This is a genomic window from Nonlabens sp., from assembly GCF_047636915.1.
Taxonomy (GTDB): Bacteria; Bacteroidota; Bacteroidia; order Flavobacteriales; family Flavobacteriaceae; genus Nonlabens.
In genome coordinates this window covers 1-24908 of the sequence record NZ_JBLIGN010000027.1, presented here as the reverse complement: position 1 = coordinate 24908, position 24908 = coordinate 1, and the positions used below count along the sequence as shown (strand labels likewise).

The 24908-nt window shown below is 35.6% G+C and carries 18 protein-coding genes; 13 read left to right on the top strand and 5 right to left on the bottom strand.

The genetic code is table 11. The features are described from left to right. Positions 1-168 precede the first annotated feature (168 nt). Complete coding sequence (locus ACJAT0_RS06285) at positions 169-1668, top strand: FAD-binding domain-containing protein (RefSeq protein WP_415180977.1); 1500 nt, start codon at positions 169-171, stop codon at positions 1666-1668. A gap of 80 nt (positions 1669-1748) precedes the next feature. On the opposite strand, the gene ACJAT0_RS06280 is transcribed toward ACJAT0_RS06285, so the two are convergent. After that, positions 1749-2921 carry an MFS transporter gene (locus ACJAT0_RS06280; protein ID WP_415180976.1) on the bottom strand — a complete coding sequence of 391 codons (1173 nt, stop codon included), beginning with the start codon at positions 2919-2921 and terminating at the stop codon, positions 1749-1751. A gap of 240 nt (positions 2922-3161) precedes the next feature. Here ACJAT0_RS06280 and ACJAT0_RS06275 point away from each other — a divergent pair, with 240 nt between their 5' ends. From ACJAT0_RS06275 to ACJAT0_RS06260, 4 genes are all read left to right on the top strand, one after another. Continuing rightward, a complete protein-coding gene (locus tag ACJAT0_RS06275) occupies positions 3162-3371 on the top strand; it encodes a putative signal transducing protein (protein ID WP_374002381.1) in 210 nt (69 codons plus the stop codon). A gap of 324 nt (positions 3372-3695) precedes the next feature. After that, the gene (locus tag ACJAT0_RS06270) at positions 3696-5150 is read left to right on the top strand and encodes an FAD-dependent oxidoreductase (RefSeq protein WP_415180975.1); all 1455 of its coding nucleotides are present in this window, start codon (positions 3696-3698) and stop codon (positions 5148-5150) included. 129 nt (positions 5151-5279) lie between these two features. Beyond that, positions 5280-6239 (top strand): MBL fold metallo-hydrolase, encoded by a 960-nt coding sequence (locus ACJAT0_RS06265; protein ID WP_415180974.1) that lies wholly within the window; start codon positions 5280-5282, stop codon positions 6237-6239. Positions 6240-6631: 392 nt separating this feature from the next. Then, on the top strand, positions 6632-7945 hold the full coding sequence (locus ACJAT0_RS06260) for a hypothetical protein (RefSeq protein WP_415180973.1): 1314 nt from the start codon (positions 6632-6634) through the stop codon (positions 7943-7945). 50 nt (positions 7946-7995) lie between these two features. On the opposite strand, the gene ACJAT0_RS06255 is transcribed toward ACJAT0_RS06260, so the two are convergent. From ACJAT0_RS06255 to ACJAT0_RS06240, 4 genes are read right to left on the bottom strand one after another with little or no spacing between them, the layout of a single operon-like run. Continuing rightward, positions 7996-9447, bottom strand: coding sequence for a polysaccharide biosynthesis C-terminal domain-containing protein (locus ACJAT0_RS06255; protein WP_415180972.1), 1452 nt, complete (start codon positions 9445-9447; stop codon positions 7996-7998). After that, a complete protein-coding gene (locus ACJAT0_RS06250; protein WP_415180971.1) occupies positions 9438-10733 on the bottom strand; it encodes a glycosyltransferase family 4 protein in 1296 nt (431 codons plus the stop codon). Before ACJAT0_RS06250 ends, ACJAT0_RS06255 begins: the two co-directional genes overlap by 10 nt. Next, positions 10730-13204 carry a YfhO family protein gene (locus ACJAT0_RS06245; RefSeq protein WP_415180970.1) on the bottom strand — a complete coding sequence of 825 codons (2475 nt, stop codon included), beginning with the start codon at positions 13202-13204 and terminating at the stop codon, positions 10730-10732. The genes ACJAT0_RS06250 and ACJAT0_RS06245 overlap by 4 nt, the downstream gene beginning before the upstream one ends. Before the next feature lie 28 nt (positions 13205-13232). Further along, positions 13233-13511: a DUF4834 family protein gene (locus ACJAT0_RS06240; protein ID WP_415180969.1), complete on the bottom strand. Its 279-nt coding sequence runs from the start codon at positions 13509-13511 to the stop codon at positions 13233-13235. A gap of 83 nt (positions 13512-13594) precedes the next feature. Between ACJAT0_RS06240 and ACJAT0_RS06235 the strand changes: the two genes are divergently transcribed. The 8 genes from ACJAT0_RS06235 to ACJAT0_RS06200 all read left to right on the top strand — a co-directional run bounded on the left by ACJAT0_RS06235 (position 13595) and on the right by ACJAT0_RS06200 (position 23456). Then, entirely contained in the window at positions 13595-14584 is a 990-nt protein-coding gene (locus ACJAT0_RS06235; protein ID WP_415180968.1) for a transporter, read from the top strand. 3 nt (positions 14585-14587) lie between these two features. Then, the gene (locus ACJAT0_RS06230) at positions 14588-15706 is read left to right on the top strand and encodes a GTP cyclohydrolase (protein ID WP_415180967.1); all 1119 of its coding nucleotides are present in this window, start codon (positions 14588-14590) and stop codon (positions 15704-15706) included. A 511-nt stretch (positions 15707-16217) separates the two neighbouring features. Then, on the top strand, positions 16218-16601 hold the full coding sequence (locus tag ACJAT0_RS06225; protein ID WP_374002370.1) for an alkyl hydroperoxide reductase: 384 nt from the start codon (positions 16218-16220) through the stop codon (positions 16599-16601). 131 nt (positions 16602-16732) lie between these two features. After that, positions 16733-17101, top strand: a complete 369-nt coding sequence (locus tag ACJAT0_RS06220) for a hypothetical protein (protein WP_415180966.1) — start codon at positions 16733-16735, stop codon at positions 17099-17101. After that, on the top strand, positions 17080-17604 hold the full coding sequence (locus ACJAT0_RS06215) for a hypothetical protein (protein ID WP_415180965.1): 525 nt from the start codon (positions 17080-17082) through the stop codon (positions 17602-17604). Before ACJAT0_RS06220 ends, ACJAT0_RS06215 begins: the two co-directional genes overlap by 22 nt. Before the next feature lie 568 nt (positions 17605-18172). Continuing rightward, on the top strand, positions 18173-19036 hold the full coding sequence (locus tag ACJAT0_RS06210; protein ID WP_101014111.1) for an RNA polymerase sigma factor RpoD/SigA: 864 nt from the start codon (positions 18173-18175) through the stop codon (positions 19034-19036). A 722-nt stretch (positions 19037-19758) separates the two neighbouring features. Then, complete coding sequence (locus ACJAT0_RS06205) at positions 19759-20898, top strand: PHB depolymerase family esterase (protein ID WP_415180964.1); 1140 nt, start codon at positions 19759-19761, stop codon at positions 20896-20898. A 1637-nt stretch (positions 20899-22535) separates the two neighbouring features. Continuing rightward, positions 22536-23456: an alpha/beta hydrolase family protein gene (locus ACJAT0_RS06200; RefSeq protein WP_415180963.1), complete on the top strand. Its 921-nt coding sequence runs from the start codon at positions 22536-22538 to the stop codon at positions 23454-23456. The last annotated feature ends 1452 nt before the right edge of the window (positions 23457-24908 follow it).

Below are 24908 nucleotides of genomic sequence, written 5' to 3'. Positions count from 1 at the left end.
CTCAAAGAATAAAAGAAAAAACTATGTAGAGCCTTATTCAGATACAAGCGATTAAAAAATAACTAAAGCCTAAATAAAAATCGATCGGTAATCGCTTGAGAATGTAACATTGAAGTAGTATAGATATCAGTTCCAACAGACTCGGCATCAAGTCTGCAAAACAAAAAAATGAAACAAGAAGTAAACATCGTCTGGTTCAAACGAGATCTAAGGTTATTAGATCATGAGCCATTGATGCGCGCTTTGAGTTCTGATGTTCCGGCGCTTCTTCTTTATATTTTTGAACCCATACTTTTAAATGATGCTCATTACAGCAAACGTCATTTTGATTTTATAAAACAGTCTCTCGCTAACATGAACGAGAAGTTGGCTGCCGTAGGATCGCAGTTATTGATCATTGAAAGTGACGCACTGCAGGTCTTTGAAACCTTACAAAATACATTTGATATAAGGAATGTGTTTTCACATCAAGAAACTGGTTTACTCATTACCTACAAAAGAGATGTTACACTTAAGCAATATTTTAAAACTCGTAAAATCAATTGGAGTGAGTCCATCGCAAATGGAGTCATACGCGGTTTGAGTAATAGAACCAACTGGAAAGAACACTGGATCGCTTTTATCAATAAAGATTTTGATCATCCAAATTTTGATAACAGCACCTTATTTGGCATTCCAAGAATAGCTCAATTAGAAGCGTGTTTTAAATCGGTTGATTTACATACCGATAAGAACACGCCTTTTCAAAAAGGGGGCACTACAACAGCTCTTAAATACTTTGAGGGCTTTCTTGAAGATCGCATTAACGGCTACAACACCCATTATTCAAAGCCCTTAACTAGTAGAAATCACAGCAGCAGGTTATCGCCCTATCTCGCTTGGGGGAATGTAAGTATTAGAATGGTGGCTCAAAAAGCCGCAAGTTTTAAAAGTCAAGTCAAAAACAAACGCAACCTCAATAGCTTTTTATCGCGATTGAGATGGCAAGCACATTTCATTGAAAAATTTGAAATGGAATATCAAATGGAGTACCGCAATGTCCATGCTGCTTTTAGAGCACTAGAAAAGCCCAGCAATCTTGTAATACAACAAGCCTGGAAAGAAGGGAAAACTGGCTACCCTATGGTGGATGCGGGAATGAGATGTCTGGTAGCTACTGGCTTTGTCAATTTTAGAATTAGAGCCATGTTGGTGAGTTTCTTTACACATCATTTATGGCAGCCTTGGCAAGATGCAAGCGTCCACATGGCGAAACAATTCCTCGACTTTGAGCCAGGAATCCATTACCCACAATTACAAATGCAAGCTGGTGTGACGGGAATTAATACCGTCCGCATCTACAGTCCGGTTAGAAATAGCTTGGATCATGATCCAGAGGCTGTATTTCTTAAAAAATGGCTGCCCGAATTGGCTCACTTGCCCATTCCTTATATTCATGAACCTTGGAAAATCCCCGCTATGGAAGCGATGTTCCATAATTTTGAATTGGGAAGAGACTATCCGCTGCCTATTGTTGAGGCTAAGCTGGCGCGAAAACATGCACAAGATATTTTATACGGTATTAAAAAAGATGCAAAGTCCAAACAAGAATCCCAAAGGATCGTAAACAAACATACAAATCCAGGAAGAGAGATTTGGCCTGGTGGAGATAAATTGCGTACTTCCTAAAAGTACCTATTTCCAATTCTAGTTGAGATATAAAAAAGAACTGGTAAGTGAGAATTTATACTCCGGTATCTTTTATTCAATTAATTAGCCGGATACTTTTTACGTAATCTAAAAACTGATAAACTAAAAGCCAGCACAATTAATATCATTAGGAAAACATAACTCATCGTTAAGTTACTCCAACTAGAAATAAAACCTAATAAAACTGGACCTACAAGGAATCCCATAAATCCTATTCCAGACACCACCGAAATGGCCACAGAAGTATTCATCTCTTTTGTCTTACCGGCTAATCTGAATAATTCTGGAATAATGACAGAAATTCCAAGACCTAAAACCCCAAAACCCAAGACACTAATATAAAGATCAGAAACTAATATCAAAGAATAAGCAATGACAGCAATGATACATCCATAACTTATAGCGCTCATCGAACCTATTTTCTTACTGACGCCATCACCTAAAAACCTTCCTAGAGTCATGGTTAGAGAAAAAATCACAAAACCAAAACCAGACTGACTTTCGGTAGCATGAACAACATCAAACAGAAATAAATTGCTCCAATGCTCCACTGCGCCTTCATTAAATAGAATAATAAATGCGATGATAGATAATCCTAAAACAGGCTTGATGCGTTTAAATATATGGGTGCCTTTTTCACTGTTCTCTGGTAGAACCTCTTCTATAATATGTTGATAGTTCTTAGATAAAAATAAGGTGGTAGCGATGACCAGTGAAGACATTAACAACATGTGATAACTAGGGTTTGAAAACTGTGCTATTAAAAAACTGCCTATTCCAGCGCCAATAAACCCTCCTAAACTAAAAAATCCATGAGCCGCAGACATAAAATTTTGCTGGTCTCTTTTTTCTATATGGGAAGCTAGGGCATTCATAGAAGTACCTGTAAAACCAGAACATATCCCAGTGCACAATAAACTAACACATAACAAATAGTAATTAGAAGCTAGTAAGGGTAAATTAAAGCACACCGCCAAAAGAAGAATTCCGATTTTAGTAGAACGCCCAATACCTATTTTCTTATTGACATAAGGAACAAAAGGAATAGCAAGCAATAAACCAAATGCCGTAAAAAACAAAGCGACACCTATTTGGGAATCGTTTAATTCAAATTTCATTTTAATATGTGGCACATACAATATCCACGTTCCTATTAAAATATTAACTGAAGAAAATACCCAAGAAGGTGCAAAATACCTTAGGTTTGAAAGAATAAGTAGAAGTGATTTCAACGGTCTTTTTTTTGTGTAAAGAAACAACTAGAACTCTTAATTAGGGTTATGTTTCTTAAGATGTTTTGATAGCTATAGAAAAATAATTTTCAGTGTCTGTTCCTTTAATAAAATCTAGGAATAGACCAGAGTTTTATAGGACTGAAAAAGTATCCAAATGCTGCAAGAAAGGTTTGACATGCATTTAGAAATACAAAATAAATTCTTTGTGTATAGATTATCTTTAAAGAAAATTAAACGATGAAAGAACACATAAAAATATACACAGGAACTTCCATTCAAGTAACCAGGTTAGCTTCTTTATTAGAAGAGCAAAAAATACCTTTTATTATTAAAAACCCTATAGAGTCAGGAAGATTGTCTGGCTTTGGAACTTCTGGGGAAAGTGTAGAATTATTTGTTTTAAATTCAGCTGTTGACAAGGCTCAGAAAGTGCTTGAAGGTTTTTAAATTTAAGCTTTAAAAAAAATCTTCCTCCGACTGAAAAGCAAAACTTAACACTTCATTAAAAAGACACTACTTCTATTTTAGCTTGTATTAATATAGAAGTATCTGCCATGTAAATACATCCATAGTACTTTATGATCAATAGACTTATACCGACTTATTTTTGCTTTTAAATATCTTGATTTGGTATCCGTCATAAACCTGCTTTTTTGCCTTAGCGTTTTTTACTCTATACCATTTGTTAGGAATAAAATAGCACTTTTAAAAATTTCCTTTTGGTTGTGATTAACACCATAATAAGAATTTTAATGAATAATTTTATCTGATTTGAAAACCCAAAATAACATCCCCAACTTCACTACCTGCTCAACCTGCAAAGGTCAGGGTAAGAAAAGCCAGCGCATACGCAAAAAAGCAAAGCTTGATTATCAACGAGCGCTAGGAGAATTTGAAAAAGCTAAAGGAGGAGATAAAGCTCCTGCGAAGCCTAAAGGACATTTAGTTCCCTGCTCCAATTGTAATGGTGCTGGATTAGTGGCAGCTACTACTCCAACCGTTCCGGATGTGGAAAACTACCCACATGTAGCGATTATAGGTGGTGGCATAGGTGGTGTGGCGCTTGCTGTGGCTTGTTTGCATCGTGGAATTCCATTTACGCTTTATGAACGCGATAGCAGTTTTGACGCACGTTCTCAGGGGTATGGTCTGACGTTACAACAAGCGAGTAAAGCCATGGAAGGATTTGGTATTTTCTCTTTAGAAGAAGGCTTAGTATCCACAAAACACGTCGTTCATACAACAGATGGAACAGTCATAGGCGAATGGGGAATTAGAAAGTGGCTGGAATCAGAAGATAACTCCTATGCCAAACGTACCAATATTCACATTGCACGACAAGCATTGAGACACGCGCTACTCGACCAACTCGGAGGACATAACATGGTGCAATGGGAACATCAATTTATAGATTTTAAAGAAAGAAAAGGACAAGCTATAGAACTCAACTTTCAAGTAAACGGCAAAGTAAAAACCACAAAAGCAGATCTGGTTGTCGGCGCAGATGGTATTCGCAGTTCCATTCGCAAATCAGTCATCGAAGAGGTTGTCTCTCCGTTGCGCTACTTAGATTGTATAGTGATTTTAGGAATTTGTTCGTTAGAGAACCTACAAACTTTAGAGCACGAACTCCTAGACTCAGCTACCGTATTTCAAACGGCCAATGGTGAGGAACGTATTTATATGATGCCCTACGATTCTAAATCCATCATGTGGCAGCTCAGTTTTCCTATGCTCGAAGAAGATGCAAAAAAGTTGAGTTCAAAGGGTCCTCAAGCCTTGAAAGAAGAAGCTTGCCATAGAACTCAATGGCACGATCCTATTCCGCAAATTATGGCAGCGACTTCAGCAGCTCAAGTTTCTGGTTATCCAGTTTATGACCGTGCGTTACTGGATCCAATAGTATTAAAAAAAGCAGCACAAATAACCTTAATAGGAGATGCAGCACATCCTATGAGTCCCTTTAAAGGACAAGGTGCTAATCAAGCATTACTGGACGCACTAGCCCTAGCTCGTAGCATAGCAAAAGGATGCCGACCACAAACCAACTGGAAAGACACAGGAATAAGAGAAAATGTATTAAATGAGTTTGAAGAAGAAATGATAGAACGCACGAATTCGAAAGTAACAGACTCCGCAGCAGCAGCAAAATTCCTGCATTCTGATATGGTTCTTTATAAAGGTAATGAACCTAGAGGACGTATTTTAAAGAGAAAGGATCCATAAATTAGTGTACGGAACATCTATAAGAGAACCTAAATCAGAAGGTTTGCATTTGGCATTTATGTTATATAGTAACATCGTTGTAAGTCCACTAAATTGGAATAAAGAACAGTCAATTTAAATGTAGATAAAATGAAAAAATATTATGCGCTTTTTTTAATAGCAATATTGTATTCCTGCGGCCAAAATAAACCTGTTGAAGAAATTGGATTTAAACTCAACAAAGAGGCTACCTCTTTAATTATCCTTGGAACCATACAAGATGCCGGTTCTCCACACATTGCCTGTAAAAAGGATTGTTGTAAAGAGTTATTCCATAGCCCCGATATACAAAGACAAGTGGTGGCATTAGGCTTAATTGATAATGAGTATTCTAAAAAATATTTGTTTGAGGCTACACCAGATATTCCAATACAAATGAAATCTTTGGTAACAAATGACATTGAAAACAAAAATGAAATTGTTGACGGTATTTTTTTAACTCATGCACATATAGGTCACTATACCGGACTTATGTACTTAGGTAAAGAAGCTACAGATGCAAAAAATATACCTGTTTTTGCTATGCCTAGAATGAAAAACTATCTAGAAACAAATGGTCCTTGGAACCTCCTGGTTTCGCGTAATAATATAAGGCTGACAAAGATTGAAAATAGCATACCTATACTTCTTACCCCTAAGTTGACGGTGACCCCTTTTTTAGTACCGCATAGAGATGAATATTCTGAAACGGTGGGCTATAAGATTCAAGGACCTAAAAAAACAGCTTTATTCATTCCTGATATTGATAAATGGGGAAAATGGAATGAAAATATCATAGAAGAAATCAAAAAGGTGGACTATGCTTTTATAGACGCTACCTTTTACAGTGGCCAAGAATTAAATAATCGCGATATTTCTCAAATTCCACATCCCTTTATAACGGAAAGTCTAAAGCTATTTGCATCACTTGATACCTTAGAAAAAAACAAAATCATATTTATTCATTTCAATCATACCAATCCTGTCATTAACTTAAAAAGCAAAGAAGCAAAAAATGTGATCCGTCAAGGGTTTAAAATTGCTCAAATCAATGATGTTTATGAATTATAATTCCATGCATCCTTGTTTGACTAAAACATACTACTGCGTACATCGATACTTCATGACCTCCAAACAGTAAGCTTTATGTAAATCCTTTAAAGAATAAAGCCTGTATCTCAACAATTCAATAAACAGTAGAAAAGCAAATTGTGCTATAAAGTTTTCATACGCATTAAAGCATTACTGAAATGAGAAGTAAGATCAAACTAAATAATTTTAACAAAACAAAATACCAAGGTTCTAAACGCCACAATCCATACCAAAACCCTCTCATACAAATAGTTGAATTATAGGTGTGCTGCTACTCCATTGGGATTTTACCAAGTTTTTAGGATTTGGCACGCTGGTTGATTAGTATATAGTGTCGGTGCACAGAAGTACAGACACTAATACTTATAATTATGAAAAAGCTATTTACCCTAACACTTTTTTTTCTCTTTGGAATTGGATTTTCAAATGCTGAAAAGACAGAAGACGATCGCAGATACCGTAATTATACCAATAACTTTATTTTTAATCAAGAAGGAATTGAGTTTGCTGTTTTTCCAGACGGTCAATTTGACTTCAACTACTTACAAGATAGAAATGGTGCAAACGTATTTATAAACATTGGAAACGTACAAGTTTCTTTTAATACAGGATACGACTACAACCGTTTTGTCCAATATGATACCTATGGTGCTGTGATCCAAATAGAACAAATACCTGTGTTTTACGATTCTTATGGTCGTGTAAATCAGATAGGCAACGTAACTATTTTTTACAACAATGGTTTTATAAACCGCATCGGTAATTTAAATGTATTCTACAGCAGACCTGGAATAATTGATCACCACAATGGATATATCAATTCATTTAATAGGTACTATGTATATCAGCCTTGGCACAACTATTACAGTGTTCCATTTGCAAATAGATGTATCGTTTACAATAATGCGTACAGAAATTCTTACTTCCCGATTCGTTACTCGTGGAATTACCACAGAAATTACTGGAATACGCCTACGTATTACAATGGGTTTTATTCAAGAGCAAATGTGGGACGTAATTTCTATAGACCTTATGAAAGGGTAAATTACAGAAGCTTTGAAAGAGGACGTCGTAATGCAAGTGGCAGAGCGGTTGCTATAAACGACAGAGTTTCTAGAAGTAGAGAAAACATCTCAACAGGCAGAAGTCGAGTAACTAGAAATGATCGTGGTAGAAGTGTTGCTAGTACAACTAGAACATCAGGAAGAAATACAACCGCTGTACAAACGAGATCTACTTCTAGAAACGGAAGGAATAATGAAGCGTTAAGCACTAGAAGTAATAGAACGGTAACCGATACTCCTAGAACCCTAAGAAGCTCATCAAATTCTACAACTGCAAGGATAGGAAATAGAACTGCAGATCGCACGGTAACTACAAGAACTAATAGATCTATTAGAAACACCACTGCTACTGTCGTTAGGAATAGAGAGAATCGTACCGAAAGAGCAACGCCTGCAAGGTCCAACAGCACGACTTCTCCTAGCATAAGTAACGCAGCTACAAGATCAGCACCTCGTAACCATGCAGCAGCAAGTTCTAGAGTTTCTTCTTCCAGAAATACGCAAGCGAGAAGTTCCAAAGTGTCTTCTTCTAGAAATACTGAGGCAAGAAGTACCAAGAGTAACTCCTCTAATAAAAAAGCCAGTCGTGGTTCTAATTCACGAAGCAACAAAAGAGGATAGTTATTGGTTCTACGCCACTATAGAAAGCCGATCGTACTGATCGGCTTTTTTTATGGCAAGTATTTAGTTAGAATGTGATTGATCTCTGTAGAGAGTTTCATTTTATACACGGAGAATAGATAAATCAATGAAATCAATGTGGATTTTACCGCGATATTTACTACTGGATGCCATGAAAAATCCCAGAAGTAGAAAACACCTGTAATCCCTGCGATTAAGAATAGTGCCTTCCATGTTTTTGAGGTCCAAGGGTGGATGTTTAACTTTAAGAATACGTAGTAGGCTTTCGCGAAAGCGTAACACAAGTAAGCAGTACACGTAGCAATGGCTGCGCCTTGAATTCCAAATTCTGGAATCAATAACCAATTCAATACTATCGCAACCATAGTCAATACTATTCCCATCCATAAGGTCACTTTAAACAAATCACTATTGTAAAGGATGGCATTATTACTACCCAAAATATTCTCAGAAAACTTAGTCAATGCAATAAGAAAAACAACCGGGACAGCAATCCGTGTCTCAGGCGGCATCATTTGGTAAAACTCATTTAGGTTACAAATAATGATTACTAATAAAAAGCCAGAAATGATGCTCAAATTAAGGGAGCTACGCTTGTACAATTCCTCTACTTCTTTCATAGCGTTTGAATTGAAAAGACCTGCCGTTAATGGATGTGTTATTTGAGCCATACCTCTCGCTGGTACCGCAATTACACTAGCAATAAACACCGCAATACCATAATAGCCTATTTTATCCATAGCTACATATTGATTCAACATAAACTTATCCAGATCTATCAAGGCCGTAGAAATAGAACCAGCGATAATCATGTACATGCAGTAATTGAAAATTTCACCTCTGTGAGGCAATTTGCCTAAATGAAACTTAGGAAAATAAATCTTCAATGCGATACCCATCATTAAAAAAGCTCTCAATCCATAGATCAAAATCAAACTATAAATAAACTGACTCTGGTTGATGACCTCCATAGCAAGTAGTAAAAGTGCAACGGTAGCAGCAGCGCGATAAAAAACTTCCTTAAAAAAATTACCAGCGATCGTTTTCATATGCACTTTAACCCAAGCATAGAAGATTTCAAAATAAGCTTGAAAAATAGCGACGGTAGGGATGCACCATAAATAGGTTCCCGTAATGGTATTCCTTCCAGAAATATAAGCTGCAAGTGGCTCCTGAGCTACATATATAAATGCTATAAGAGGAGTAATTACAAACAAAGGCCACAACAACATTTGAGTTAAAAAAGCGTCTCGCTGCTCTTTAGTGGTATAACTCGAATAATATTTTACAATTGTATTATGAATCCCGAAAGACATCAATGGGAAAAATAAAAATGCAGACGATAAAATGTAATTCCACAGTCCATAATACTCATCGGTAAGATAAACCTGTGCGAGTATGAGCACGTTAAAAGCGCCTAAAAGAAATCCCAACCCTGTAATGACCAGATTCCAACCCGATTGTTTGATAACTATTCCCATACAAATTCTATTGTTTTGGCAAGGATTTGAGTCAAATGAGATCTGTGATAACGTTCTATCAGATCGTTAGAATTGCTATTGTTTCTTCCTGTTTTATAAAGATCATACAAATAATTGATGTGCTTTTTTAATGCCGCTTTCTGTTGGTAATTAAAGTATTCTCCTGAATGTGTGTCGGTGAGGAGTAACTCTATATCAGCACCTCTAGGTCCTATAGCTACTATAGGACGACGACTTGCAAAATATTCAAAAATCTTACCTGGTATAATAGCTTTCGTCTCTTCAGAGTCGATTTCTATGAGCAATAAGGCTTGTGCCTGAAACATCAATTCAATAGAGGAATCATGAGAAACGTAGCCTTTATGATCTACGTACTTTTCTAGTTGAAAATCATTAATGCTTTCTAAAATTTCGTCACTAACATTGCCAGCTAGTTGCAACTGAAAATGGGCTGTAAAGTCTTCAGAATCTCGACAAAGTTCTTGAAGAGTTTCCCATAATAATAGCGGATTGCGATCTGATAAGAGCGTGCCTATATGAGCAAGAGTAAATTTCCCTTCTGGTTGACGAGTTCTTGTATTAGGCTTCATATCATAGCCATTGGTAATCAATTGAAGAGGTGTCGCTGTTTTTAATTTGAATTCCTTACCCGTAAATGGACTGGTAACAATAAGTAAATCTGCTGCACCGAGTACTTCTTGTTCTAGGTCAACATGTCGTTTTTGAGCGCGTTTTCCTAATTTTAAATCTTTGTGATACCCTATAGTAGTCCATGGATCACGGAAGTCTGCCAGCCATTTTATCGATGGAAGTAGGGTTTTTAATTCCCTGCCTATCAGATGAACAGAATGTGGTGGACCTGTTGTAATGACAGTACATTCTCTATGTTCAGAAAGAAAGGGCTCTACTGCTTTTAAAACGTGATGCTTCCATCCTATTCGAGCGTCTGGAATAAAAAAATTACCACGCAACCAGACCATAGCGCGCTCTATAAAACTAGCTTTCTTATTTAAAATACCGCGTTGTAGGTTTTTAGTACGCTTTAGCGAAAGCTTGCCTGCCATCCTACTAGGTTCCTTAATTTTAACTTTTATAAGATTAATGTTTTCTGGAATTTCCTCTAAAAGTGATTCATCTAACACTGGATAATCAGGGTTATCTGGCACTACTACAGTCACATCATAACCGTTTTGAGGAAGGTATTTTGCAAACTTTAACCAGCGCTGTACGCCGGGTCCACCAGCTGGTGGCCAATAATAACTAATGATCAAAACTGGCTTTTTCAAAGGCTCTGCTTTCTTTTAAACACGTAAAACAAACCCCCAAAAACTACTAAAAGCAATAGAATATTACTGATCAACATAATGGTAGATCCCGTTTTCACCACGTCTGGAACAAACTTAAAAACAATTTCATGCTGTCCAGCGGGAACTTTTAAACCTCTCAACGCATAATTTACTTTTGCAATAGGTGCTTCTTTCCCATCAATAGTGGCCTTCCATCCATGCGGATAATATATTTCTGAAAATACGGCTAATCCTTCTTGAGAATTAGTGCTGGTGTAAGTAAGTTCTTCAGTTTTGTACTCTTTTAAAGTGATAGAAGCAGTTGCGTCTTTGTTCGCACTTTTAAGTCCTATACGTTCTTTTTGGTCTTTAGTAATGATAGCTAGCGAGTCTCCGTTAAGCTGTTTTAAAGATAAAATTTCCTTGTTTTGATCTGCTACCGTTAGTATCTCATTAACAAACCAAGCATTTCCTAATTGAACAGGGTTTTGCTGCGCCACAGACCCATTTTGAGTTTGACCTAAGATATATTTTGTATTAAACATGGCTAGAATCTCTAATTGCTCGCGAGTAATTCCTTGTTCTTCCGCAAAATAGAAATCCATCAAGTCTTGAAACCTACGTGGTTTTGCGCCGTGATACCCACCGAATGCGTTGTGAAAATAAGCTGCTCTACCACTATTCACAGGGTCTGTTATTTGATCGTAAACTCTAAAATGTTCTTTGTCTTGAAGTACAACTTCGTCTGCTGGAGTTTTTTCAAAAGCAAATTCATATGCTCTTGCAGTCACATAACTGTCTTCATCTATATAGTTGCTGTTAAAACTTATCAAATCAAATAGAATAACCACACCGCAAACAGCTAATACTACGTTTTCTTTAATTTTATCACGAAGTAACAAATACAATGCGGCACAAATCAATCCTACATATAACAATGCTTTAAAAGCATCGTTCTGGATCATAGAAAAACGATCTGCTTTTAATGCGTCTACGTATCTAGAACCCAATTGAGGGAAGTCCAATAAGTATTCGTCAAAAGGGCCCGTAAGGTTGAATAGGTAAGATCCTGCAGCGGCAATAATTAGTAACAAACCGCCAAAACCTGCTCCTGCATACAGCAATGCTTGACTCTTTTTCTCCCGCGTTGTTTTTTTACTGAATAATTGCCACAACCCCACTGCTGCTAAGATAGGAACACAAAGTTCGATAATAACTTGTATGGAAGTGACGGCTCTAAACTTATTGTAAAATGGAACATAGTCAATAAATAGCTCTGTCAACCAGCTCAAATTTTTACCATAAGAAAGTAGTAAAGCCAAAAAGATTGCGGTCAATGTCCACCATTTTAATCTGCCTTGTATTAAGAAAAGCGCCAAAAGCGCTAGAAAAACAACACCTACTCCTAAATAAGCTGGAGCTTCCACAATAGCCTGATTACCCCAATATTTACGCTGACTCATGGAGACCAGTTGATTGAGATAACCTAAATCTTCTTCGCTCATTTTAGAAGGATCTATTCTGGAAAGTTGGGCGCGGCTTTGACTATTTTCATCATATACTTCCCCGCTTCCACCACCGGCAAACCTCGGCAAAACCAAATTCATACTTTCTGATAGCCCATAACTATAATCCGTAATATAATCGTAATCTAAACCTGATGTTTTTGTTAGGCTTTTGCCTTGAGCATTAATAGTCAAGTTGTTTACACCACGGGTACTTTCTTTTGAATATTCATTAGTTGCTAGCAAATTTCCAGCATTAGTTCCCAAAGCGAGAACGACAGCGGCAGTCATGATCCCTATAGATTTAAAATAATGAGGAAGCCTATTTTTTCTAACCGCATCAATCAAATAAGCACTGCCTAAAATTACCACTGTAAGAAGCAAATAATAGGTCATTTGTGGATGGTTTGCCTGCAGTTCTAGCGCCATGGCAATAGCGGTAAGTATAAATCCTAATATGTAGCGCTTTTGAAAAACAAGAATAATCCCACTTAAAACTAATGGGAAATAAGCAATAGCATGAGCCTTTGAATTATGTCCCGCGCCTAATATAATAATCAAATAAGTAGAAAAACCAAAAGCCAATGCCCCGAGTAATCCTATTTTCCATTCCACTCGCATAACGAGCATCAATGCATAGAAGCAAGCAAAATATAAAAAAAGATAATCTGCTGGTCGAGGTAAAAATCTCAATGCCTTGTCCAGTCCATCTATAAAATCGTAATCATATTGCGCACCCAATTGATAAGTAGGCATCCCTCCAAAGACCGCATCGGTCCAATAAAGTTCTTCCCCAGTACGTGCCCTGTGATCTATAAGCTGTCGTGCGTTACCTTTATACTGGACGATATCACTCTGGTACAACTTTTTACCACTCAATACCGGATTGAAATAAGCCAGAGATACAACTATAAAGACCACAAAAACAACTATATGCGGGAGTATTTTCTTGAAATTAAAATTCATGAAAGTATAAATAAGTGAATGAGGGAAATTAATCAATTTCCTCAAAGTCAATGTACTCACCTACCTTTTTCTTTTGATTTGATTTTAAGGGTGCTGTATCTGTTGATTCCTTAGGAGCCCGTTTTTCTGAATTTTGAAAAGGATTTTGTCCCTCTTTAAAGCCAGCACGTTTTTCAAAACTCTTCTGAATACGCTGTAACGCTTTCATTCCTAACCATTTGACAATTGTCTTGCCAAAATACCTCCACAGTACCCTTATGGATACTACGGTGATCAAAATAATTAATAATGTCTCTAAAAATTCCAAATAATAATTTTTTATGTAAAAATAATAAGTCTACCTCACGTTACTCTATAAGAAATATTAAATTTGATCTAGAATACCACCACATGAACTTCACATTTAAAATAATTAGACTACTTGTTGTGCTGATTGTTACACCGCAATTTATACAGGCTCAATATACAGAAACAATCAACACGAATAACCCAGGAAGATCACAAGGTGCCTTTGCTGTGGGTTCCGGTGTTGCACAATTTGAAGGTTCTGTCTTTTACCGAGCTGAAGAACATAAGTTACAACGATACGAGCGGGATCATACAGGATCTAGCTTTCAATTGCGCTATGGAGCGGTGACCGAAAGACTAGAGTTTTCTATTTTTGGAAATTACAGTCGCGTGAATCAAACCGACTATAACGGTTCTGTTTCTACCGGTATTTCTTTTGGTAATTTTTCTAGATTTACACTAGGAGGTAAATACTTGGTTTTTGATCCTTTCAAGTTTTTTGGAGAGAAAGAAGCTAGCCTGTTAAGCTGGAAGGCAAACAATAGTTTGAACTGGAAAGATCTCATTCCTACGGTATCTGTTTATGCTGGGGCAAACTTGGATTTTAGTAAAAAAAACTCATTGACTCCACCAGACGATGCTACTATTTCACCGAGAATTGAATTGATCACACAAAACAATTGGGGACGCTGGGTATTTGTCACTAATTTAGTCGCCGATAGAATAAGTACTGATTTTCCTTCTTACGAATTGTTACTAACCATGACACATAGCATCAATGGTAAATGGGCGATTTTTGGAGAATATCAGGCTATCAAGTCTGATTTTTATAGTGATGATCTAGGACGCGGTGGTCTTACTTATTTAGTTAACGATGACTGGCAAGTAGACACTAGTGTTACCTTTAACTTTAAAGACACCCCGACCGTATTTCAGGTCAACTTAGGAATGTCCTACCGACTAGATTTTCACAAGGATGCACCTATAAAGCAAACTTCTGACTGGAAGGGAGACGGAAAGAAGGAAAAAAAGAAGAAAAAAAAGAAAAACAAACTCAATCTTGAAGAAGAAAAAGAAAACGGCGGACTATAAATTATGATTGAAGTACGTAAAATAGAATCCAAAAAGGATATCAAGAAATTTGTCCTGTTTCAGATGGACCTGTATAAAGATAATACCTACTTTGTACCACCAATTATTAAAGATGAACTAGCCATTTTTGATCCAGATAAAAATCAGGTTTTCAAAAATGCAGATTGCTGGTTGTTTCTTGCTTACAAAGAAAATAAAATAGTAGGCCGTGTAGCAGCTTTGATCAACCATATAGAAATTGACGAGCAGAAGAAATCAAAAATGCGTTTCGGCTGGCTGGACATGATCGATGATATAGAAGTTACCAAAGCCCTACTTAACGAAGTTCAAAAAATAGGTCAAGAAAAACAACTAGAATTCATGGAAGGACCAGTAGGTTTTTCTAATATGGATAAAGCTGGTTTGCTTATTAAGGGATTTGAAGAACTGAGCACCATGATAACCTGGTACAATCATGCTTATTATAAAGAGCATATGGAACAACTAGGTTATGTAAAAGCGACAGAATGGGTAGAGTTCAAATTTAAAACTCCCAATCCTATTCCCGATAAAATTAACCGTTTTGCTGATATCATAGCACAACGATATCGTTTAAAATCACTCCGGTTTAAGACGACTAAGGAGATTTTACCTTATGTAGATCAAATGTTTAATTTGTTGAATAAAACGTACAGCAATCTCGTCAGTTTTGTACCTATACAAGAGTATCAAATTGAGCTGTATAAGAATAAATACTTGCCCTTTATCAATCCAGACTTTGTAGAATTAGTTGTTGATGAGAAAGGGAAATTAGTGGGATTTACGATCACAATGCCTTCTTTTTCTAAAGCATTACAAAAAGCAAATGGAAAGTTATTCCCCTTTGGTTTTATACACCTACTTCGGGCTAAGAAAAAAAATACAGATGCTGCTTTTTATCTTATAGGAATAGAACCCGAGTATCAAGGTAAAGGGGTTACCGCAATGATTTTTAGGAATATTATCCAAAACTTCATGAACTATGATATAACAAATTGTGAAACTAATCCAGAATTAGAGGATAATCTAGCGGTACAGGCATCTTGGAAAAATTACGACCCTACGCTACACAAAAGAAGAAGAACCTATCGCAAGGATCTTTAAACTAACGACCGTCCTTTTGACGACTTACTGATGTGCTCCCGACAGGTTTGGATCATTATTATAAACTCTAAAACGCGAAGTTTCTTGCAAAGAGAGCATCTGCTCATTCAATTGAAGCGAAAGCAGTTCACTTTGCAGATCTAAAAGTCATAAACGTATTCCTATATCGATGTTTATTTATTCTGAATCTATGAGGTACCAGATATCTATTATGTTCCATGAATCCCAGATAAATTTGAAACGAGAGAGACAAAAAAGTTCTGTTCCCCAGTCCTACTTGATGCGTAAAACTTTACCCGTACTTAAGCTGGAGTAAAAAATTGAGAACTGACACTGGCAATTTCTGTTCTACCACCCTAACGGGTGCAAAAACCCTTAGCAAAACGAAGGTTTGAAAAATAGTTTGGTGAAAACAGAAACTATAAGCTGGGACGGAGACGACAACCAAAACTGAAAATTTAAATTTTGTAATGTTATCTTTGGACGATAGACTCAACTACTAAAATTTGCTATGAAACTTACCTTACAACTCGCTGGTATTTACAATCTTATTTGGGGTGCATGGGTGGTTCTTTTTCCCAACCATTTTTTTGAATTGGTAGGCATGGAACCCATCAATCATCCTATGGTATGGCAAGGAATGGGAATGGTGATAGGAGTCTATGGTTTAGGCTACTGGTGGGCGAGTTACAATCCTATGAAACACTGGCCTATAGTTGCTGTTGGATTCCTAGGTAAGATCTTCGGACCTCTCGGGTTCTTATTCAATTACTTTCAAGACATTGTTCCTTTTGAATTTATATATACTCTGGTTACAAATGACTTTATATGGTGGATTCCGTTTTTCTTAATTCTCAAAAAAGTGCACACTGATTATAATTGGAAACTGTCTTAAACAGTTTTCTTTTCAACAAGATAAATGCTATCCTAAACTAAGTAAATACCTTTAAGAGCAGCACATTGGCTTTTTAAGCATTTCGAATTTTAATTCAAAAAAAAAGAACACGACTCAAATCAAAACCCTTAATGAAGAAAAAAGCACTTTTATACAGCTTTATTATTCTCTACGCTATAGCTGGTGTCCTGCATTTCCTTATACCAGAGGTATATTTAGAAGCTATACCAGACTGGCTAGGAAATAAGATGCTGGTCAATTACACCGCAGGAATTGTAGAAATTAGTGTAGCACTACTCGCCTTTTTTTCTAAGACGCGCAAAACCGCTGGAATAATAACTATGGCTATGCTTCTGGCCTTCTCTATTTCACATGTCTATTTTTTGCAAAATGGCAGTTGTGCAAGAGACTTTTGTATTCCTTTCTGGATAGGATGGATGCGATTGCTTATCGTACATCCTTTATTGATATTTTGGGCATGGAAAATATCGCGTTTATGAGTTTTTTAGATCTTGTTCAAGTCCTTGTAGACTTTGGCCTTGTGGTCCTGATAGGAATGGTACAAATAATTATCTATCCCAGCTTTTTATATTATAAAAGTGACTCTTTACGCGTATGGCACAACATATATACCGGTAAAATCACCCTAATTGTTGCGCCATTAATGATTTCTCAATTAGGCCTAGCAACTTTTTTATTGATCGATAAAAGTACGTATTCAATAGTAGAAGTTAGCGCTCTAGCAATAGTTGCCGTCAACTGGCTGTTGACGATGTTTATATTTATACCGCTCCATGAACAGATTGATAAAACCCCTGAAAACCGTAATGTGCAGCGTCGACTAGTGCGGTTTAATGGAATTCGTGTTGTCTTATTTTGCTTGGTGTTTTCCCTGCATTTTATAGCCGTTTTAACACAAGAAACTTCGTTGATTATAATTAAATCAGGTACTCTGACAGCAATTTATCTCCAGCTACACACCATCCCAATATCAATAGTTTAAGATTGTGTTAACTGACTTAAAACCCTCCTGCAAAAGAGGGTTTTCTCCATTTAGGTTTTGTAGCTATAGGGTGTTTTAATTGGTGTTTCGCTTTCGCGAAAGCGGAATTAGTATCCGTAAAAAGTATAGTTTTGAACCACAAACCTAAGTAATGCCCCTTCAACAATTTTAATTTCTTGTGAAGTCGTTCTCTTCAACGCGATACAGATTTGTATTCTTATATCCTATCGCCACTTTAAGATCTTTAAACTATACCAGCAGCAACCTTGAATTTTAAGTCCAATAGAACTGGAAGTTTGTTTTCATAAAACTAAGTTTTACCTTTCTTTATCTAGCAGTTTACTTCCTTGAATACGGTTATGGGATTGTATTATAACAATTAAATAACAGTTTCGTAATAAACAGTGTAACCAAATCATAAATAAACCGACTTAAGTAACATAGCACAACTGGCTCTATTACTAGTCTGATAAGCTGTCAGTAAAAGTTGTTTTGGTATGATTTTTGCTGTGTTATCCTGACTTGACAAAAGCTGTCAGGTTATTAATTTTTAATCTTTATTATTTAAATGAGACAACTCAAAATCACCAAGCAGGTTACAAACCGTGAATCAAAATCGCTGGATAAGTACCTACAAGATATCTCTAAAATTGATTTAATCACTGCAGAGGAAGAAGTAGAACTGGCACAGCGTATTAAGAAAGGTGATCAGAGAGCTCTTGAGAAGTTGACCACTGCAAACTTACGTTTTGTAGTATCTGTTGCAAAGCAGTATCAAAATCAAGGGCTTAAGCTTCCCGATCTAATAAATGAAGGTAACGCCGGACTCGTAAAGGCTGCCAAAAGATTTGATGAGACACGTGGTTTTAAATTCATCTCCTACGCGGTATGGTGGATACGCCAGTCCATCTTACAGGCACTAGCAGAGCAGTCACGTATCGTGCGTCTTCCATTGAACAAGATTGGATCCATTAACAAGATTAACAAGGCTTTCTCTCATCTTGAGCAATTGCATGAGCGTCCACCATCTCCAGAAGAACTTGCAAAAGAATTGGACATGACGGTAAGTGATGTGAAGCAATCCCTTAAGAATGCAGGACGTCACGTGTCCATGGATGCGCCTCTTAAAGAAGGAGAGACTTCTAACCTATACGACGTTGTACGTAGTGGTGAGTCGCCTAATCCGGACAGAGAATTAATGCATGAATCTCTTACCCTAGAGATTACACGTGCGTTAGAAACTCTCTCTCAAAAAGAAGCAGACGTAATATCGCTTTACTTTGGTATAGGAAATCAACAACCTATGAGTCTGGAAGAAATTGGTGAGACCTTTGACTTAACTCGTGAGCGCGTGCGCCAGATCAAAGAAAAAGGGATCAAAAGATTGCGTCAGAATTCAAGAAGTAAAATCCTTAAATCATATTTAGGATAGTCACCCTATATTAAACTATCTGTAAAAGCGCCTCTTTATTAGAGGCGCTTTTTTTATGTGTCATCATCAAATACATGCTGCTTTCATAAAACAGAGGAATCTTTACAGTCCCATAGACTGCAAAATATAATTGAAATAAATAGAATGGTAACACCGCTTGTTTCATACTCTATCGATAAGCAGATGCTCCTACACATTGGAATTTTAAATTTCCATGTCTGCTTCTAAAAACACGTGTGTTTTCCGAATTTTAACTGTTTCTTTTTTGAAGGTTTAAAATTTACAGGCTTCCCTAGAAACTGATTGTACATATATCCCCTATTTAAAAAAAAAATAAATCGGCTTAATATAGGCTTGACCTAAATGCCATGCGCGTGCGTAGAATTATTTTATCTTCTATGATGCCACATAAAAACTATATAGAAAATTAATATTGGGATGCTTTATTTATTACATAAACTATAAAAAACAAAAACACTTAAGGCCAAATTATATAGGAGCAACCAAACTCATACCATCGCATTAGCCCCATATCATATATTGTTATCCAGCTTACTATCAACAAATAGCAGCTATACTGTTTTCAACTAGGGATATAAAACACTTAGCTTAACGCATAAAAAAGCGCTTACTATGCCATGTAAACCCTCACTTTTTACTACCAAATTATTAGTGCTACATTTATCTTTTCCAATCAACAATCAATTTTAAATCTTTAAAAAATGAAAGAGCCATATAAGTTAGCTATTTTAATCATAATTATGTCATTTTCTCATTTAACAACTCAAGCACAATTTATCACATTCAACCATGACGGTATTGACCGCCAATACTTGTACTACGAACCGGTAACTTTAAATGCAAATATGCCCTTAGTCTTTGCTATGCACGGCTATACCGGTGACGCTAATAGCATGAGAAATAATACCCAAATGAACCAAATTGCTGATCAATACGGTTTTGCAATTTGTTATCCAAGAGGGACCCTAGATTCTCAAGGAAATCGATTCTGGAATGTAGGATATGCATTTCATCAAACTGAAACGGTGGAGGATGTTGACTTTTTAATCGAACTTGCTCAATACCTTCAAGTAACTCATAATTTGAATTCTGATTATACTTTTGCAACTGGATTTTCTAATGGAGGTGAAATGTGTTACCTGCTAGCTTGTCAAGCCTATAATACCTTTAAAGCAGTCGCTCCGGTAGCGGGCATGATTATGCAAGACATTTTAAATCAATGTGATCAAAGTCAACCAATACCATTGTTCGAAATACACGGTTCTCAAGATAGTGTAACACCACTATCAGGTGATCCAACTAATAATGATGGATGGGGATCCTATCCAAGTATAGCCACTACCATAAATTATTTTGCAGTAAAAAATGGATGTACATCGAACACTACTCAAACATTGCCTGACATCGACACAACTGATGGGAGTTTTGTTATGAGTGAAAAGTATTTAGGTGGTACGAATAATAATGAAGTATGGTATTATGAAGTTGTCGGTGGTGGGCACGAATGGCCTGGAGACTCAGGTAATATGGATATTGACGCTGGTGAAGAAGCCTGGTTATTTTTTCAACATCATATAAATAATACACTATCACTTCCTAATTTTGAAAATTTGGAAGAGGCAATACATATTTTTCCAAATCCTACTAAAAATATAATTACTATACAGAATCCAGGTGAAATAAGACTTAAAGAGATCAATATATACAATACGTTGGGAGTTAATCTGAACTTAAAAGAAAGTCACGGACAGATGGACCTCACTAACTTGAATCAAGGTATTTACTTATTAAGTATTAAAACTTTAAAAGGCACGATCATAAAAAAGGTGGTAAAAAATTGAATTCATTTTAATACAAAATTTTAACAGCTTTTAAAATGTATTGTATCTAAATTTTGGGCATCAACTAGCTGTATTCTAAGGCTTACTGATGCAACACTTCAAGTTCCAATCAATTTATTGTTTTAGATCGTGATGGGCAAGGTGATGCAAGGTTGAATCCATCAATCATTGCGATTCATAATCGTGATGTAAGTTGCATTATTCTAAAAAAAGAATCTTTAATATTTCAGTTCAGTTACAGCAGGGATAAAGTAATATTTAAAACTGTTACGAAGCCTTTTATAAATTTAAGGAATTATTGTTTGATTGTCAAAATGTATTAAATCGAGAAATTACGGGAGGTTTTTTTCATTTGCTCACTTTTCTTTCCAAATATGCATTACATAAAACATTTATTGAACCTGATCAAAAAAAAGAGAACGTCTAAAATGGACACCACCCATGTATTTAATTAGACTATGAAATCATTTATACGATACATTGAAAATTACTTCTTGTTTATCTGTGCATGTTTATATTTTTAAGAATCATATTAAGTGTTTAGCTGGGTTTAGACTCTATGAAAAGCTGTTTGCTCCTAATACTATTTCAGCGCTTTTTGATGGTGCGTTAATGGTCTTACGTCCCTTTTTGATAAGCACATAGTTACTTAAAAGTGCTTCCAATCTGGACTTAAAAGTTAACGCTTCTATCGTAAAAAGAATGACCAATCCCTCAATGATGCCTTGTGAAAAGCATTCATAAAACACTAAACGTAAAACTTGACCCTTTGGCCTCTTTATTACTACTATAGTTAATGAATCCTGACTATTCCGTTCCATTCGATATCCGGTAAAGTATTTTAATATGGTGATGGAAGATTAATTTTTAATTACCTACCAGCCCAATTGTTTGACGAAATAGGCTCAAAGAGAATATCATTGTCTAGCTTAAACTGAATTTTTAATACGGCTCTTATTAAAAAAACAGATAGTTCGTGTGTATTGCGATTTAAAGAAATGAAGTGAAATTTAAATCGATAGATCTTTCTATAACCCTGCCTGATTCAGAACATATAAAAGATTTCCTTCATTTTGATAACTACAAGGTTCTTGTACTTTCTTTTCACGATCACTTTATGACATTATTAGAGTTAAGTTTCTTTTCTACACTTATCTAAAAACTATTTTTATGGCAAATGCTTCCACCCCTATTAATTAGTCCTCTCGGGATCTGTTAAACCTTTCAGATGACTAGCTAATGAACAGCAATTTTTAACAGGTTATGGGAATACTCCAACTACTACATTTAAAAAAAATACAGAATAAAAGGCTGACAGAATTCAAGAAAAATTTAAAATTACTGGAGAAGAACGGGACGAAGTTGAAAATATTATAAAAAAAAGATTTACCAAGTTATATGCAAAATTCAGAATGGAATAAAAACCTGTAATTCACAATAGCTAAATGTAATAAGTGTGGTGGTGCTGGGTCGAATGTTGTGTGCTTTTAAACTAAGTTCACCAAATCTTTAGATTTGGCTTCTGAATGAAAAGATAAAACAAAAAAAGTTTTGGCTACTGTTTGATCGAAAGTTCACTAGCTTCCACCCTTGTATAAACTATTGCTGAGAAGTTGGCACTAATTAAAAACCTACTTATGAAAATATTTAATATTATCAAAATCATAATTTTAACTATAGTATTTCAATCTTGCAGCAGTACTACTGATACAAATATTGTCGCTAATAATTTAAATATTGGTCATACATCAATTGTATTTTATGATGATATTAGAGATAGAAATATTGAAACACAAATATATTACCCTGCTACTGCAGTAGGTGATAACACCAATGTCTTACCAGGAAATTATCCGGTTATAATATTTGGTCATGGTTTTTTAATGGACTGGGAATCTTATCAAAACTATTGGGAAGCATTAGTTCCTGAAGGATATATAATCTGTTTTCCTACAACTGAAATGAGCCTAACTCCTAGTCATGAAAATTTTGGTAAGGATTTAAAAGTTTTAGCTTCTCAAATGCAAAATCAAAGTGAAGATGAGAATTCCATATTTTATAATTCATTATTGCCGAAAACTGCAATAATGGGTCATTCAATGGGTGGTGGTGCTTCTTTTCTAGCTGTAGAAAATAATCCCTTAATTAGTACATTGGTTAATTTTGCATCGGCTGAGACAATGCCATCTGCAATATCTTCGGCTTTTAATGTAACCATTCCATCCCTTATATTCTCCGGCGAAAATGATTGTATAGCCCCTGCTTTTGAAAATCAAGATAATATGTATAATAATTTGGCCTCTCCATGTAAAACACAAATAAAAGTCATAAATGGAAATCACTGCAATTTTGCAAATCCAAATTTCAATTGTGACCTAGGAGAATCCTTTTGTAGTTCAGATTCTTCAATTTCTAGAGAGCAACAACAACAAATAACATCTGATTTCTTAAAACTGTGGCTAGAATATACTTTATACGATAATCAAAACTCATGGAATACTTTTAATAATCAATTGCAAACTTCAGCTTTAATAAATTTCAATCAATCTTGTAATTAATTTAATTTCTGGTTTTTTAAACAATCCTCACATAAAATCTAAAAAAAACAATACCATCAAAATATAGTGGCAAAAAAAATAAAAAGTTATTAATTTTTCACTGGAGTACTTTTAGATTCTTTATCATATACCAACCCTGATTAAACAATGGCAAAGGCTTGTTTTAAAAGATTATAACACATTGCAGTTAATTCTAATTTCCACCTCTTGTACTTGCCCACTATTTTCTCGTAAAGATCTCTACCAGCCTTATTGTATTTACAAGCATTAAAACGATACATAATAAATTACAAAGTTTTTGACGGCCCTTTATTCTTATGCGAGGTCGACCTTTTACACTACTCCCAACTTGTCTTATCAGTGTTGTTGGACCTTTTGTAACTACGTAGTTCTGCAACACTTGTAAACCTGTCAAAACACCCGTTAGAACTACGGATATAATTAGTATTTTAAGTCCAGTGCTTGGAATATTTTTTAAACGAGTTAATAAGTATTCGTGCCTTTATTTTGCCGTTTAAAATCTGTTTTAAGGGCCCTACAACCGATTTACTTAGCGCGCCAATACTAGTTACTCCATGTACTTTATTTTTAACATAGTGCTATGGCAGTTTGAATAAATTACATATTACTTCATTATTGAATTTCTAGATTTTGATTCACCGTTTTAAGGTACTTAAAAATAAGTTTTGGGGCGCTATTATAAATCCAGATTTACTATAATTGCGTCTATTTAAAACGTTTTGATGACAAATCGTTTTATACCAATGCTTTTATACCAGACTCAAGTACATGTTGAGCCCGTTGATTCCATAACGCAATGTTTTCATTACCTGAGCGTTTTGTAAACTTTTTAAAGCCTGACACCTTGTTTTTAAACTGATAGTAATTACCATCAGAATCTGTAACATCAAACACTAAATAACTAATGTCAATTCCAAAATAATTAATATGTTTAATTATGAGAAAGTTTTTTTTTGAAAGTACATACAAAATGAATTTCAAGGACTTAAAATCGAGGTCTAAGGCCTCATAAAACTGTTCGGAATCCGTGTAGAAAAGAGAGGTGATTTTCAATGTTCACGAAATCACAGTCTCTGCATGTATATTAACCTTATTCCTCTCTTTAGTACTTTCTGAATTATATCTAAATTTAAAGAATTGTAAACTTAAGAGGTGTACAATGAATACTTTCAAGTGCTTGTTTGTAAAATCCCTGCATAATTTTCTTTAACCGCAACATAAGAGCGTTAGATAGACTGAGTATTGGGTGCAAAGTTATAGAATGAGCTAAATTTCTGGCAAGCATTTTTATTTTTTCCAATCATTGAGGTATCTTTAAAATAAATAATAAACGCTCACAGGAAGTGGTTAATATTCTTTATAAAAATTAGACGTTTCTCTTGATATAAAACCAACCATGAAAATAGGAAACCAATCTCTATTCTAAAATCC